We start from the raw sequence: 14,493 nt of genomic DNA, 5'->3' as shown, positions 1-14,493 counted from the left end.
CCCAAGCAGATCAAATACATATCCTTTGCGGTCAGGGAGTGGGACAGACGGAAGCGTCAAGGACATCGGAGCAGCGGGGAGAGCGGCGGAAATTGTCGAAGTAGAGCGCCCATTCGGTCTTGTCGGCCGCGCGATAGGGACCGAATTTGAAATACTGATTGTCGCCGAGTCCTTTGTCGCCGTGGCCAATGTGACCTTTGACCGTCACAATCCATTTTTTGTTGGCAAAAATTTCGACATGACCAGATCCATCCGGACCCGGCTTTGTGTATATGGCAAAATCAATCCACCCGGAATCCGGAGTCGGCAACTTGTTGCCTCTGTCAGTTACAACAAGAGCATCGGTACAGCTGTTGAACTGCTTGCCGTCTTGCGGGGTCCATTTATCGTCAGTCGCAATAAGTGCCCGCATTTGGTTGGTCTCGGGCCGGAACCAGACAGGCGTTTGTTTGTCACCGCAGGCTTTCACAGTGCTTAACCCGGCAGCCTTTGATGGCGCGACATAGTTGGTTTCAATCGTCGCAAAAAGCTTTCCCTGATTAAGGCGCAATGCCAAAAACGGGCTGAAATCACCGACAGCTTCCGGTCCAATTTCTCTTTTCCACTGCGCAATCAAATAGCGATGGTCACCTTTTGGTATGGGGTCTGCAAACTTGACCGCAAAACCATACCAGACACCTTGATCATAGGGTACGCGGTGTTGGGTTTTCTCCCAGACTTCAGCGCGCTCACTGCAGTTTTTCCGCACTTTCGGACAAAACGGCCTGACGCTCAACTTCAACGCGCCAGCGCCGGTTAGTTTAACCTCGGATTGAAATTCGACCTTGCCCGCCTGTTGCTCAAAATTCTGGCGATAATAAAGACCGCCAGCAGCGGAAAAGTCTTTTCCGTCGAAACCATCGATTAACACGTCGCTCGTGGAGTCCGCTGCTGCACCCGTTGTACTCAAAGCTGCCGCAAGAAAGGCCATGGCGATGTGTTTTCCTATCATTGCATGAATTTCTCTAGGAGTGGGCGTTTTGGAGGAGCAGTCTTGGCATCTCTGTGAAGTAGCATGACCTGTTCTGCTTCCGAAAGCCCGTCATAGGTAATCTCATCGTAGGCATCGTCAAGCTGTGCTGTCTGGTCGGCTTGCTTTGGCAGAAGGACCGTTACTTTCTGACCAACACCCCGCAATTTCTCTTCACCAAGCGTTGTCCAGTCGCCGCCACAATAAGTTGCAAATGCCTGACTGGCGACAACTTCACGATCGTATTTTTTTGTAAGACCTTGAAGGCGCTGCACTTCATTTACAGCCGAACCGAAAGCTGAAAATGTCAGCCGGTCCTTTAAGCCGACATTGCCAAACATCACATTGCCTACATGCAGGCCAATGCCGTATCTGATAGCGCTGAGACCGTCTTGCTGGCGCATCGTGTTTAGTTCGGCAACGCGTGCCTGTGCCTTGGAAACGGCTGAAAGCGCCGACTGGCAAGCGACCTTGGAAGGGTCCTTGTGCCGACCGCACGGATAGACCGCAAGAAAACCATCGCCCATGAAGCTCAGAATTTCACCGCCGCCGCGGTTAAAGGGCGCAGCGATTGCGTCAAAGAAGTGGTTAAGAGTGTCAATATAAGCCTGTCGGCCTTCTTTTTCGGCGAGCATCGTGGATTGACGCATGTCGCCCATGACCAGCGCCGCACGAATAGTCTCTCCATCGCCTCGCCGAATCTGACCATTGAGAACGCGCTTGCCGGCATTGCCACCCAGATAGGTGGTCAGCATGTTGTCGGCGAGCTTTCCAAGAACAGCCATTTTTGCGGCCACGGCAAGGTGATTTTGCAGGCGCAGAAGCTTGGCAATCATTGCGTCACTGAAACCTTCAGTGGAATCGGTTGCCCAAGATCCCATCATGCCTTGAGTAGATTGGCCGCCAAATGATTGCAGAAAAGCAAGATAGTCCGTCATTCCTTCAAGTTTCAGTTCGTCGAGAACCGGAAACTCGGAGGGACCATCCAAATCGATGCGTCGCCGCAAATGTTCCAGATTATTGCTGAGCAGATAGAAGTAGGGGCTCAGGAGGAACCGTTCGGGCTTTTCACCCGGATTATGGCGATAACCCTCGACTGTCATGCCACTCGAACGTTTCCAGGTAAAACCGAGAGCGTCGTAAAGGGGATGAAGCATCGAGAAGGAAAGATTAACGCGGGCTATTGGTAAGCCTGCCGCCGCTATGCGCTCGCAAAACCCGCGAACGATTACTTCAAGGCTGTCACCTGCCAAGGCAGATTGAGTAACCCAGTCTGCTACTTTGTCGAGAAGTATTGTGGAAATATCCGCTTGGGTCGCGCTCATCCCTCGTCCTTACAAATTCGAGCCACGTCCATTTCCCACGCATGCCATTTGTCGAACGTATCAGCTACGCGCGAACAGGAGAGTAATAACAACAGGATGAGTGAATCCGGGTGCGGTGTCAACGCTGGCAAACAATCCACCGCAAAGGCGGTTTACCAGCTTCACTCGGCTTTCGCAGGCAAACAGACGGGCGTCCTCTAATTGATTATGTTGATATGGTTTAAATGGGAATGTCGGTAGCCGCAAACAATAGGACAACGTCACTTCATTGTGACATAATCAGGAGTACGCCCATCGCTTGACAGCCATGAATGCAACGGCCATCTAACGTTGAGGGAAACAGGCGATAAAGACCGGGATATCCATTGACCAATACTTCTTTCACCGAGCTTTCGAACAAAATACAAACGCAGGAAGCAAGGGCCGGGGTTATCGGGCTTGGCTATGTTGGACTGCCGCTGGCTATCACGCTTGCAAACAGCGGGTTTCGCGTCACAGGATTTGATGTCGATCCGGCAAAGATTGTCGATTTGAATGCCGGAAAATCCTATATCGAGGCTGTGAATGATAAAGCTCTTACGCGAGAAACCGCCGCGGGAAGATTTAGCTCGACGGATGATTTTTCGGAACTTGCTTCGTGTGATGTGATCGTGATTTGTGTCCCCACACCACTGACAAAACATCGTGATCCTGACCTGTCCTATGTAGAGGCAACCAGCCATTCTATCGCGGCGACGCTTCGTCCGGGTCAACTGATTATATTGGAATCGACCACTTATCCCGGCACGACGGACGACATCGTCAAAATCATTCTCGAAAAGACAGGTTTGAAATCCGGCAAGGACTTCTTTCTGGGGTTTTCGCCAGAGCGTGAAGATCCGGGTAATCGCGATTTTGATACGTCGAGCATTCCCAAAATTGTTGCTGGTGATGGTGCGGAAGCTAGTGAGTTGATGCAAGCCTTCTACGGTAAAGCCGTCAAGACGGTTGTTCCGGTATCGTCCAATGCAACCGCTGAAGCGGTAAAACTTACAGAGAATATCTTCCGGGCTGTAAACATCGCCTTGGTCAATGAACTCAAAACGCTTTACGCCGCAATGGGGATCGACATCTGGGAAGTTATTGAAGCAGCAAAGACCAAGCCCTTCGGATACATGCCATTCTATCCCGGCCCGGGTCTTGGCGGGCATTGCATTCCCATCGATCCCTTCTACCTGACGTGGAAATCGCGGGAGTATGAACTGCCGACACGATTTATTGAACTTGCAGGCGAGATCAATTCAGCCATGCCGCGTTATGTAGTAGGTAAGCTGGCAGAAGCGCTGGATATCCGTATGGGCAAGGCACTCAGCCGTTCGCGCGTTCTGATCATAGGTTTGGCATACAAGAAAAACGTCCCTGATATTCGCGAAAGCCCATCGCTTCGATTGATGGAAATCATCCATGAGCGCGGCGGTACTGCTGATTATCACGATCCTTATGTTGGCGAAATTCCTTCAACGCGGGAGTATATGGCTTTGAAAGGGCGCCGATCAGTCGACCTCACCAAGGAAGAGGTTACATCCTACGACGCGGTTTTGATTTCAACCGACCATGACAGCGTCGATTATGCATCACTTGCAGCGTGGTCTCCTCTTATAGTGGATACACGTAATATTTTCACGAAACGTGGTCTGATGGCTGACCATATTATAAAGTCTTAGAAGCTTCGTCGGTCGCCCGGAATCCCAATCAAACGAGCTTGGCCTTGAGATTGCTGGCCGCCATTGCATAGCCTCCAGCTGCACCGTCTATGAAGTGGATATGGTCATGTGCAAGTGGTGTCGGGACGAAGCAGGTTATCAAAGCTGTGCTCTGCCTGTGTAGTCCATATCGGCAGGTTCCATCGTTGGCTGCTTTTTCCAATAGTATTTCAATCCGGCTCAGCCGAGTAGCGTCGATGTCGATTGTCATCTTGAGACCGTCGTCGAACTTACGGAAGTCAGAATTCTGCACCAGTTCACGTTTATAGACTTTCGGATCGAAACCTCCAGCCGTCATGCCCAGTCTATCAAGGATCACCGTCAAGCCGATCTGAAGCAAAATAGCCAATTTTTGATAAATTCTCTTTCCAGCTGAAGCCGCTGCCTTTGCCTCCGTATCAATGCCTTGTAATGTAAACTCAATCGGCGGGCCTTCTTCGGGGATTGGATGAGCACCGCGATTCTGCTCGGCAGCCACCGCGATTACATCGGCTACCAATTGCTGAAAGCGAACATCTGCCCCTGATGTCCCAGGAACCGCAATAATAGAGACGATTTCGCCATTACGGGCTTGAATTGGGTTCCACCTGCAGGACAATCCTGTCAGATCAGGCCGCGAGCCCGATGATGCAGGTTCGACCGCATATTTACCGGCCTTCATTTGGGCCTCGGCCCAACTGGCACCTCCACCGGCAAACATTGCATAGGATACATCCGGGCTGACTTTAAATCTGGCAACACGCACATCCAAACCTTGGGCGCGGACATCCGCCATTGGAACGAGAGCCGCACGAAGGTTCAATTGCAGTTCGTCCTGAACCCATGCTTGTACCGTAGCGAGAGCTTCGCGAGCCTCTGTTTTTTGTGATGCGGGTAGTGCGACCAAAGCGCCATCGCCCCCAAACACAAATGGATGGTTGTGCTTACCCAATGCATTGAGAAGAGCGGATATAACGCTGGCGCCTGCTACATTGACGGCCTTGTAGCGTCCTTGTTTTATTGCCTCCGTTGAACCCACGATATCCGCGGTGGCCAATATCCAATCGTCTGGCAAAGACTTGTAATTGGAGTTGTCGGCAACGCCTTCGAACTGTTCGAACACAGGTAGGGTTTTAAAAAAATCGTCGGTCGATTCAGTTGCCATGACGGACAGTATCATAGGCACTTACAGCAAGCGATTATCAAGTTGGTTTGTTAGGGCTGCGAATGCCGAATATCACGGATTATTTAAATATGTGAAAGTTTGAAAATACAATTGTTCATGTCTTGTGTGCGCCGACAGGGGTGTGCAACCATATGCCTGCTGCTGATTCTTGCTCAATAAAACCAGACATTCCTTTGAGGGTGCTAATAACGTGCAGGCATATCATGCTCGCAAGGGGGACTAGTTCGTTATCCGATGCATTTTGATTTAGCCCATTTCCCGGACTTTCAGGAAGGTTTTTTTGGTGGCTCTGCCAAGCTTGATACGCTGGAGACGCTTATTGAAATCCGGCAAAGACTGGACTGTCTGCACATCACCCACGTTGGCTATTCCAACCAGACTACTGCGCTTAGCGGATCAACCCCGGACATTTCCGTTACGACGACTTTGCCCTTCAACTGGGTTATGCGTTATTCCGCCAAAGGGTACCATAAGGTGGACCCGCTGCTTGATGCCGTTATTACTTCGCGCCACCCTGCACAAATAGCGGGTAGTGTCCGTAATCTGTTGGAGGAAGCCAAAACGTCGCCGGAGATCGGAAAATATTTCCGCGACCGTGAGATGCGCACAACCGGAAACCTGTTTCTTGCGGTTGGCGCTTCCAATAATTACGGCTTTAAAGGAATTACGGAATTTTCATTCAACATCGATAAATCTGAACAAGCTGCTTTCATTGAGCGCATACGACAACGGTTGATTTCATCTTCATCGAAGCTTCACACGTCACTCCATGGAGGGCGTAATCCGGCACTGGCCGCAATTGTTGCCAAACTCCTCACCAAGCGGGAAATTGACTGCCTCTATTGGGCTGCCAATGGGAAAACGGATGGGGAGATCGGCGAAATTCTGGATATCGCCCGCTGGACGGTAGTCACCTATCTGCAAAATGCGAAGAACAAGCTCGGCTGTGCCAATCGGACCTCAACAGTAGCAACAGCGCTGGCTTTAGGCGTTATAGAGATGCCGGTTGTCACGAACAGATTCTAATCGGTATTTTCGGATGCAGCGAGTTGGGGAAGGCGAGCATCCAAAAAAGCTGCCTCAAGCAGGGCTGTATTTTCAGCCGGGCTGCGGCCGGTCTCAGCGAAACGCAAATGATGCAGATCAATTTCTGTAGAGTTCGCCGAGAGGATCAGGCGAAAATAAGCATTAACACCCATATTCTGGAACTCCAGATCCAAGGTCACCGTTGGTGTGGAGTTCCAGTCGAGGCTGTACTCACCCCCATGACCGAAAGTGAGAGTGTTGGGGTAGAACGTCAACTCGGTCGCTGAGTTTACGATATCGGCGATATTGCCGAATAACTCACAACGGATAAACGCAACATAATCTGCCACATCTACAAGCAGAAGATCCTTGATAACCTCTGTGAGATGCCGTTCAAGAATCTCAACGCGCGTCGCGGAATACTGGGTTTTCTTCATATATTCATCCGACTATCGACAATGGTATTATTTTCGACGGGTATTAACAAATTGAACAAGCTCAGCTACGGCCTTGTAGAATTCCGGAGCGATTACGTTGTTAACCTGTACCTGTTTGTAGAGTGAGCGCGCCAAAAGTACATTCTCGAAAATAGGTACATTATTTGTTTCTGCAATTTCTCTTATCTTGAGCGCGATAATGTCCTGGCCCTTGGCGACAACAACAGGGGCGGGGTCCTTTGCAGGATCGTAACGAAGTGCAACCGAGAAGTGTGTCGGATTTGCGACGATCAAAGTGGCCGTAGGAACCGATGCAATCATACGCTGTCGTGCACGGTCGCGGCCAAGCGATCTCAATCGCGACTTGAGCAGAGGATCGCCCTCGGCCTGCTTATGTTCGTCTTTTATCTCCTGTCGTGTCATACGCAGTTCATTACGCCAATGAATGCGTGACCATGCAATATCGAAAGTGGCGAGTACTGTTACTGCAATCGCAATTGATGAAAGTAGCCGCGTGATATGTGTCCGGATAAGCTCCGGCAGTTGTCCGGGTTCGGTAATTATAGCGTCAACGAAAAAATGGCTGTCCCGAAAAAAGATCATGAACACGATGATACTGGCGGCGGCAAATTTGAATGTCGATTTCAGGAACTCGACACGCCCCGCTGCTCCGAAAATGCGGGTCCAACCTTTGGCAAGCGATACTCGGGAAGCTTGCGGTTCAATACGTTTAAAAACAATTCTCGGAGCGTTTTGCAGGACTGAGGCAAGAATGCCAGCTCCGGGAATCAGGATCATTACGGGTAGCAATGCAAGCCCCACGGCAGCACCGATAATTCCGAATAACTGCCGGGCATCATCTGCGCTGTTCAATCGCCAGTCATCTGATTTATCAAAGACCTCGGAAAGAAACGAGGAGAGCTTTGTGCCGCTTGGTATTGCAACGAATACCAAGATGATAATGAGCGCGACAATGGAGGCAAGGATTGGCGCCTCGCGTGAAAAAGGCAGATTGCCTTTCTCCATTGCATCGCTGATTTTCTTTTCAGTCGCTTCCTCGGTTTTGCTCTCTTTGTCGGTATCGTCTGACATTTAGCAGGGCTGCTGTCTCAAGGTCCGACTTGCTCAGGCTCCAGGCGGAGATCGCCACGTTCGGCCAGAGCAATTGCGGTGCGAGCGATAGAGCGCCGAGCCTCGGTGACGGCGTTGGCATTGATGTTGTTCGGGCTGGAAAGCTCCGTCTCGACCATCCGGCGGCCACGTGTCGAAAGTGATTGAAGAATGAGTTCTTGCAGTTGCGGCTCACAACCATGGAGGGCGGTGGTAACAACGTCGGTCTGGATGTCGTCGAAAAGCACAAGCCTTGAACGCTGCGACAGACGGGAGATATCCTCGAATGTGAACAGCTTGGCCTTGATCTTTGCAAGATCGTCAGCCCCGAGATCTGTCAGATCGCCGAGCAATTCATCGATTTCTGACTTTTCCAGCTGATTAATGATATTGGCGATTGTACCGTGATGGCTCTTTTCTGAAGTAGTATTGTCCTTTCCGGTAACTTCCCGCTGCAGGATGGTTTCCAGCATTGCGGAAACTGCGGGTGCTACTTTTCGAATATGCAAAGTGCGCTGGATCAATGTACTTCGCGTAGCCGGTGCAAACCGTATGAGCAGCTTGGCTGCTATATCTGAAGGCAGGCGGGAAATCACGTAAGCAGTAACCTGCGGGTGCTGGGGCACGAGATAGCTATGCAAAACATCGGTCGGAATTCGCGGCAATTGATCCCAGACGGATTCCTGAGCCAGCAGTTCAGGACGACGGTTCTCGATAACTGCGCTTGCTTCATCCGCACTAAGAGATTCGCGCAACAGGCCCTCAAAGCGCATGCCTGCTTCTGAGACGGGTGCCCCATCCGCAAATGCATTTTCGAATTGCTTTACCAATTCCTCGAAATCGCCGGGTGTTATTGGCTCCAGCTTACGTGCATGCACTGCAAGCGAGCGCAGATCATCTGCTGTGAAGTGCTTGAGGAGGCGAGAAGCAGATGGCCGCCCGATGGCAACGAGCAATGCTGCCACTTTTTCAGGGCCCGACAGGTCCTGAATTGCGCTAGCCGCCTCTTCTGTTGCTTGATCACTCATACGGTCACGCTTAACTTCCGCTACCGATGACTTCGGTTAGACTAACGCCGAACCTTGAACTGTCGTCTTCAAGAACGATGACTTCACCGCGGGCGATTACCCGGCCGTTGACGACAATATCGACAGGATCGCCGATCTGTTTATCAAGTGTGACAACAGAACCGCGTCCAAGTTTCATCAGATTGGCAACCGGCATGGACGTGCTGCCCAGAACGACCTGCACATCCACAGGGATACCCATGATGAGATCGATATTGGGTTTGGACCCGGCTGGTTTGCGGGCTGGTTGCGGCTCGTCCCGCTGAAGTTCTTCGATTGCATCGTTCAATTCATCTTCAATCGAATTTTTGTCGGATATAGCCATGATGTGAATGATCCCAGGTGCGGAGTAGATTTAAAGAACAGCGCCAGCAACTTCACTGGCACGAACGATACGATTGACAAAAACCGGCAATGGACGCGCTGGTTCGCTTGGAACAGTGCGAACTGCTATCCCTGGTTTAGGCACACTCATTTGTGGGTCCGCCGGAGTTGTTCTGCCTACTGGCGGGGCAATGTGAGATACGGCGGCCGGCTGCTGCATGGCGGCCGCCACAAGCGCATCTTCATTCAGATCAACTCGAGCCCGCTTCACAAGCTCCATGGCCCGGGACATTTCGGAACGTACCCGGTCAGAATCTTTCAGGCGTGCTTCAAGCCTGATGCTCTCATCCCGGCAAATCTCCCGCTCTGCCTGTAAGATCGCCAAAGCCTTCTGCAGGTTGTTGGCCGAGCTAGCGACCTGATTTGCCATAAGCCGGCTCATCGCTGTGAGCCTGCTCGCTTTGCGGAGCGCAGCGAAAAAGATAATTAACGATACAGCGCTCAAACCCATCGAGATCAAATTAACCAGCAGCAAGCTCATCAAGCAGGTCCTCTTCTTGGTTGACGGGATCGGTGATCCGAACGGTGAATGCGCTTCCGGCCTTGCCGAGTCGGCACTTGTAAAGTGCCTGATCGCCACTGCGCAGACGAACCTGATCAATTGCATCTTTGGGCAAATGCAGTACTTGGCCAGGGCGCAGCATGGATATCTGTTCGAGCGTCATTGAGCCTTGCTGCAAATAGGCCTCGACTTCGATATGCGCACGGCTGACTTCCAATCGCAATTTCTTGGCCCATGTTGGATCAAGATGATGAGCTGGTTGTCGCAACAGGCGGGCAATGGCCTCCTGCATTGGCCGGAAAGCAGAGCGTGGCAATAGAATGGACACTTGGCCGGACCGGCCTGCCACATTCAGGCCGATGGTGCAGCATATCATCCGCGTTTCTGTCACTGTGCCGGGTGCAAGATGTGCAACCTCGCTGAGTTCACCCATCTGGAAAATTGAATCACCACCGGAAAACATGTGATCGAGCGATGATGTGATGTCCGTAAATATTTGCCGGGCAATTCCCATATCCACGGAAGTAAAAGGTCTTGGTGCCGTGGTTGCTGTTTCGGAACTTCCACCGGAACCGAAAAGAGCCTCAAGTCCGCAATCGACAAAATTCCGGTTGGCGGCCAACAGGATGCGCGACCCCCACTTTGGTACGGGAACGATACCGGCCAGTGCAGAGCTATGAATCGCGTCAGTCACGGCCTCTTTTTCGAGAGAACGAATATCGACAAATTCAGCCGTTACAGCTGCGTCGGTTTGCGCAGCAATCCGGTTGCCAAATGATGAAGCCAAGTCACGAAAGACTGTTTCGAAAGATTTGAGATCATCGACCGAAAGGCCGGCTGCCCGCAGGATGCTGTCGGCCAGTGCGTCAGGTTTTTTGTGTTCGGCTTCGACGTCCATTACCGAACCTTAGGCCGCTTGCTGGAGAGGTGCTGGAGAGAGAGTTTCCTGCTCTACCACGTCAATCGACGGGCGATCATAGGCAGAAATAGTCTTGCGGCCATATTCAAGTGCGATCTGGGGCAGGGCACCATTCATGTAAGCCAGCAATGTCTGCTTGACGATAATATAGAGCCGGTTCTGCTTTTCACGTGTTGTCTTGATCTTGGTAGCGATCGGCCCCACGACGCCGTAAGAAAGGAAGATACCTGCGAAGGTGCCAACAAGCGCAGCACCAATAAGATGGCCAAGAATCTCCGGCGATTCATTCAGTGCGCCCATGGCCTTGATGACGCCCAGCACGGCAGCGACAATGCCGAGTGCCGGAAGTCCTTCCGAAACACTGACCATGGCATGATAGGGCTTGAGTTTATCGCGGGAGATCGTGTGGATTTCCTCGTCCATCAAAGCTTCAATCTCATGCGAACGCGCATTGCCGATAATGATCAGGCGGCAGTAATCACAGATGAAATGTGTCAGGTCGTGGTTTTTCAGAACGCTTGGAAATGTCTGGAATATGGCCGATTCGTTAGGATTATCGATGTGAACTTCGACCTCGTTACGTGATTTTGCCCGCAACTCCCGCATGAGCGCGTAGAGAACGCCGAGGACATCGAGATAGTCACGCTGTTTTGGCACCTTGTTGGTAAATGCTTCCATGCAGGCACGGCCCGAATCTTTGACTGCAGAAAACGGATTTGCCACCAGAAAGGTGCCAAGCGCGGAACCGCCGATGATGACGAACTCCCATGGCTGCATCAGAACGCCAACGTGCCCGCCCATGGCGATAAAACCGCCAAGCAGACATCCCATTGTTACGACGAGTCCAATCAGAATACCCAAAACCTGCTCCTGCATGTTTGCCAGTATTACAGAGCTATCAAGGTCGGCTTGTGTGAACCTTGCAGCAAACGTGGATGTTTATGTCAAAGAGCCCAAGCGTGATTGTTCTTTGCCACGCCCGCTTTTGCGTCTGGCTATTGAGGGTTTGGAGAGACGGGCGGTCATCGGAGCGCGTCTTTTGTAGTAAGGTATGCGATCCGAAGACCGCCCGTTAACGTTTACCCCTGCCGGCCCCTCTTGGCTCTCGCGGGGCAGAGGATGAAACGCCTGGAGTCCGGGTTTCACCATGCCGTCGAGACCTTATCCGCACAATTGACGTAGGCATCAACTAACTGCACAGTTTCTGCATTTGCGCAGACTTGCCGCAGCGTACTGACAGATCGGCCAGCATACGAGTCCGTTGCCCGCACACCAACACGCCATCCTTCCCCACTTTCGAACGGCTCCGGAAGCAGCTCTCCATGAAAGGACACATGGAGAATAAATCAGCTCCAAAGCTGTTGGATAAGTTTTCTGAAGATTATTTTTCGCAGTGGCGGAAGCGCCTTGTTCTCTGCTCTCAGCAGGCTCGTGAAGAAGGACTTTGCATAAATGAAGGGCGAACCACGCACTATGGACAGGCGTTAGTCTTTCAGGAATTATTGGCCAGATGGTAAGGTTGAATAAGTGCTTCTGCCGGAATGTGCCATTGCTGGTGAAGTTTAAATACCATATCCAGCGTAAGTGCACGTTTGCGGGCCATAATCTCAGACGCCCTTGGCGCTGACCCCAAGACTTCAGCCAAAGCCTTCTGGTTCAGTCCCGCCATTTCCATGTGCGCTGCTATCGTTGACACCGGGTCTGGTGCACTGATGGGATAATGCTCGTCTTCATAGGCTTCAATCAACGTTGCAAGTACGTCAAAGCGATCCCCATCCGGAGTTCCGGGTTTGGGCTGTCTGTCGAAATAGTGGGTAATTTCGGCTATTGCCCAATTGTAATCGTCCTCGGTCTTAATGGGTCGAATATCTTTCATTACACCTTCTCCGGATCAATCTTGTCATATTCCTTATGCGTCCCGACAAATTTGATGAGAACGCGTTTGAACGGATAAGCGACATGGACGATAAGACGATACTTATTGCCACCGATATCGAAAATAACCCGATTATCGCCAATGAAATCGACATTTGATCCAAACATCGTTTTTACGTCGTTTGGCGTATTCCACTCAGCTTTGCTAACCATTGCATACCAAGCGGCCAGTGGGATTTCTGCCTGATTATGTTTGTTCCAGAAATCTCTCAGCGCTTTCTTGGCGATAATCTGCATTATGCGGATATATCATTTTCCCGTTTTGGGAACAATAGGAAAGTTCCCATTTTGAGAACTTTAGCCCAACAGTTTCAGGCAAGCTTGATTTGCGACAGGTATGCAAAAGCTTTCTGAAAGGCGCATCATGACCAGTACGATGACGAGCTACCGTTTGATTGCTGCGGATTTGCCGCGCTCGCTCGCTCGCGTTGCCAAAGAACCGATGGTTCAACGCGATAGCGACTATTATCTGAAGAACATCGGCAACGTAAAAAGTATCGATGACTTCATGAAAGATACCAAGCTTTATAATTATGCGCTGAAAGCCTTCGGGCTTGAGGACATGGGCTATGCCAAGGCATTTATCAAAAAGGTTTTGACCGAAGGCATCGAAGACAAAGACAGCTTTGCCAACAAACTGACCGACACACGTTATAAAGAGTTCGCGGCAGCCTTCAACTTTGCCAAATATGGTGACAAAACCACTGCCCAACCTGCCGTGTTGAAGCCTGTTGTCGACAGCTATGTCCAGATGACTCTTGAACAGGAAACCGGCAGGCAGAGCGATGGTGCACGTCTTGCGCTTTATTTCTCGCGCAAGGCTTCTTCCATCACCAACGCTTATGAAATTCTTGGCGACAAACGACTTCTTGCGGTCTTCCAGACTACATTCAATATCCCTAAACAAGTCTCTGCACTCGACATTGATCGCCAAGCCAAGATGGTCGAAGAGAAGCTGGACCTCAAGGATTTGAAAGATCCCAAGAAGGTCGAAAAACTGCTTCTCCGGTTTACTGCCATGTATGATATCGCCAATCCGAGTACGAGCATGGCGCCTTCCGTGCAGTTGCTTGGAGGAGCCGCGGAGATCGGTATTTCACCGAGCGTCCTTGCAACATTGCAATCGTTCAAGCTGGGAGGCCGCTGATGGAAAACTCGATATATGTTGGTCTTTCCTCGCAGATATCGCTTGAACGCAGGCTTGACGTGTTGGCGCACAATGTAGCGAACATGTCCACGCCCGGCTTTCGGGCAACGGGCATGAAGTTCGACGCGATGGTGTCGAAAGCAGCGGAGAATTCAAGTTTTGTCAGTGCGGGGGAAAGCTACATCAAGACAGAGGCAGGACCAATAAACCAGACAGGTAATCCGCTCGATATTGCTGCCAAAGGCAATGTCTGGTTTTCGTTGCAGACACCAGCCGGTCAGGTATTTACCCGTGACGGCCGTATGAAGATGTCAACGACAGGCGAATTGCAATCGGTCAAGGGATACGCAATCCTCGACGCCGGGGGGCAACCACTGACAATCGATCCGAATGGCGGCCCGCCGGAAATTGCATCGGATGGGGCAGTTTATCAAAACGGCCGTCAGCTTGGTGCCATTGGATTGTTCACAATCGATCCCGGTGCAAAGCTCAGCTATTTCGATAATTCCGCAGTTATACCGAGCGTTGCTGCGCAGCCTGTGCTTGATAACCCCAACGCGGGCGTTATCCAGGGGGCAGTTGAGGGATCGAACGTTGATGCAATCAGCGAAATGACCCGGCTTATGAGCGTTACCCGTGCCTTTGAACGCGTTAACGCATTGCTCAGTGGCAGTGAGGCCACGTTCACAAGCGCTATCAAGACCCTCGGCTCTTCGTCATGATGC

At 51.2% G+C, this 14,493-nt stretch carries 16 protein-coding genes; 4 read left to right on the top strand and 12 right to left on the bottom strand.

Translation table 11 applies throughout. The annotated features are described in order from the left end of the window. Positions 1–31: 31 nt before the first annotated feature. Both ABKW30_RS08730 and ABKW30_RS08725 read right to left on the bottom strand, forming a co-directional pair. Entirely contained in the window at positions 32–970 is a 939-nt protein-coding gene (locus ABKW30_RS08730; RefSeq protein WP_348598378.1) for a polysaccharide lyase, read from the bottom strand. A gap of 17 nt (positions 971–987) precedes the next feature. Continuing rightward, complete coding sequence (locus ABKW30_RS08725; protein ID WP_348598376.1) at positions 988–2,334, bottom strand: adenylate/guanylate cyclase domain-containing protein; 1,347 nt, start codon at positions 2,332–2,334, stop codon at positions 988–990. A gap of 365 nt (positions 2,335–2,699) precedes the next feature. On the opposite strand from ABKW30_RS08725, the gene ABKW30_RS08720 reads away from it, so the two are divergent. Further along, entirely contained in the window at positions 2,700–4,037 is a 1,338-nt protein-coding gene (locus ABKW30_RS08720; protein WP_348598375.1) for a nucleotide sugar dehydrogenase, read from the top strand. Positions 4,038–4,065: 28 nt separating this feature from the next. Here the strand turns inward: ABKW30_RS08720 and ABKW30_RS08715 are convergent, their stop codons facing one another. Then, the gene (locus ABKW30_RS08715) at positions 4,066–5,220 is read right to left on the bottom strand and encodes a DUF3095 domain-containing protein (RefSeq protein ID WP_348598373.1); all 1,155 of its coding nucleotides are present in this window, start codon (positions 5,218–5,220) and stop codon (positions 4,066–4,068) included. A gap of 255 nt (positions 5,221–5,475) precedes the next feature. Here ABKW30_RS08715 and ABKW30_RS08710 point away from each other — a divergent pair, with 255 nt between their 5' ends. After that, a complete protein-coding gene (locus ABKW30_RS08710) occupies positions 5,476–6,267 on the top strand; it encodes a LuxR C-terminal-related transcriptional regulator (RefSeq protein ID WP_348598372.1) in 792 nt (263 codons plus the stop codon). Here ABKW30_RS08710 and ABKW30_RS08705 read toward each other — a convergent pair. From ABKW30_RS08705 to ABKW30_RS08665, 9 genes are all read right to left on the bottom strand, one after another. Further along, positions 6,264–6,704, bottom strand: a complete 441-nt coding sequence (locus ABKW30_RS08705; protein WP_348598370.1) for a hypothetical protein — start codon at positions 6,702–6,704, stop codon at positions 6,264–6,266. The two genes, ABKW30_RS08710 and ABKW30_RS08705, sit on opposite strands and share 4 nt — an antisense overlap. A 27-nt stretch (positions 6,705–6,731) precedes the next feature. After that, positions 6,732–7,796, bottom strand: a complete 1,065-nt coding sequence (flhB, locus tag ABKW30_RS08700; RefSeq protein WP_348598369.1) for a flagellar biosynthesis protein FlhB — start codon at positions 7,794–7,796, stop codon at positions 6,732–6,734. 17 nt (positions 7,797–7,813) lie between these two features. Further along, entirely contained in the window at positions 7,814–8,842 is a 1,029-nt protein-coding gene (locus ABKW30_RS08695) for a flagellar motor switch protein FliG (RefSeq protein WP_348598367.1), read from the bottom strand. A gap of 10 nt (positions 8,843–8,852) precedes the next feature. Beyond that, positions 8,853–9,206: a flagellar motor switch protein FliN gene (gene fliN / locus ABKW30_RS08690; RefSeq protein ID WP_348598365.1), complete on the bottom strand. Its 354-nt coding sequence runs from the start codon at positions 9,204–9,206 to the stop codon at positions 8,853–8,855. 30 nt (positions 9,207–9,236) lie between these two features. Next, the gene (locus tag ABKW30_RS08685) at positions 9,237–9,746 is read right to left on the bottom strand and encodes a hypothetical protein (protein ID WP_348598363.1); all 510 of its coding nucleotides are present in this window, start codon (positions 9,744–9,746) and stop codon (positions 9,237–9,239) included. Then, on the bottom strand, positions 9,727–10,665 hold the full coding sequence (locus ABKW30_RS08680; RefSeq protein ID WP_348598362.1) for a FliM/FliN family flagellar motor switch protein: 939 nt from the start codon (positions 10,663–10,665) through the stop codon (positions 9,727–9,729). Before ABKW30_RS08680 ends, ABKW30_RS08685 begins: the two co-directional genes overlap by 20 nt. A 9-nt stretch (positions 10,666–10,674) precedes the next feature. Then, positions 10,675–11,547, bottom strand: coding sequence for a flagellar motor stator protein MotA (gene motA / locus ABKW30_RS08675; RefSeq protein ID WP_348598360.1), 873 nt, complete (start codon positions 11,545–11,547; stop codon positions 10,675–10,677). 631 nt (positions 11,548–12,178) lie between these two features. Beyond that, entirely contained in the window at positions 12,179–12,562 is a 384-nt protein-coding gene (locus tag ABKW30_RS08670; RefSeq protein WP_348598358.1) for a type II toxin-antitoxin system HigA family antitoxin, read from the bottom strand. Then, positions 12,562–12,858, bottom strand: a complete 297-nt coding sequence (locus tag ABKW30_RS08665) for a type II toxin-antitoxin system HigB family toxin (protein WP_348598356.1) — start codon at positions 12,856–12,858, stop codon at positions 12,562–12,564. Before ABKW30_RS08665 ends, ABKW30_RS08670 begins: the two co-directional genes overlap by 1 nt. Before the next feature lie 127 nt (positions 12,859–12,985). On the opposite strand from ABKW30_RS08665, the gene ABKW30_RS08660 reads away from it, so the two are divergent. Further along, a complete protein-coding gene (locus ABKW30_RS08660) occupies positions 12,986–13,768 on the top strand; it encodes a DUF1217 domain-containing protein (RefSeq protein ID WP_348598355.1) in 783 nt (260 codons plus the stop codon). Next, positions 13,765–14,490, top strand: coding sequence for a flagellar basal-body rod protein FlgF (gene flgF / locus ABKW30_RS08655; RefSeq protein WP_348598991.1), 726 nt, complete (start codon positions 13,765–13,767; stop codon positions 14,488–14,490). The genes ABKW30_RS08660 and flgF overlap by 4 nt, the downstream gene beginning before the upstream one ends. Positions 14,491–14,493: the final 3 nt, after the last annotated feature.

The organism is Phyllobacterium sp. SB3 (genome assembly GCF_040009165.1).
Taxonomy (GTDB): domain Bacteria; phylum Pseudomonadota; class Alphaproteobacteria; order Rhizobiales; family Rhizobiaceae; genus Phyllobacterium.
The sequence above is the reverse complement of the archived record's forward strand: the minus strand, read 5'-3'. Positions and strand labels throughout refer to the sequence as shown.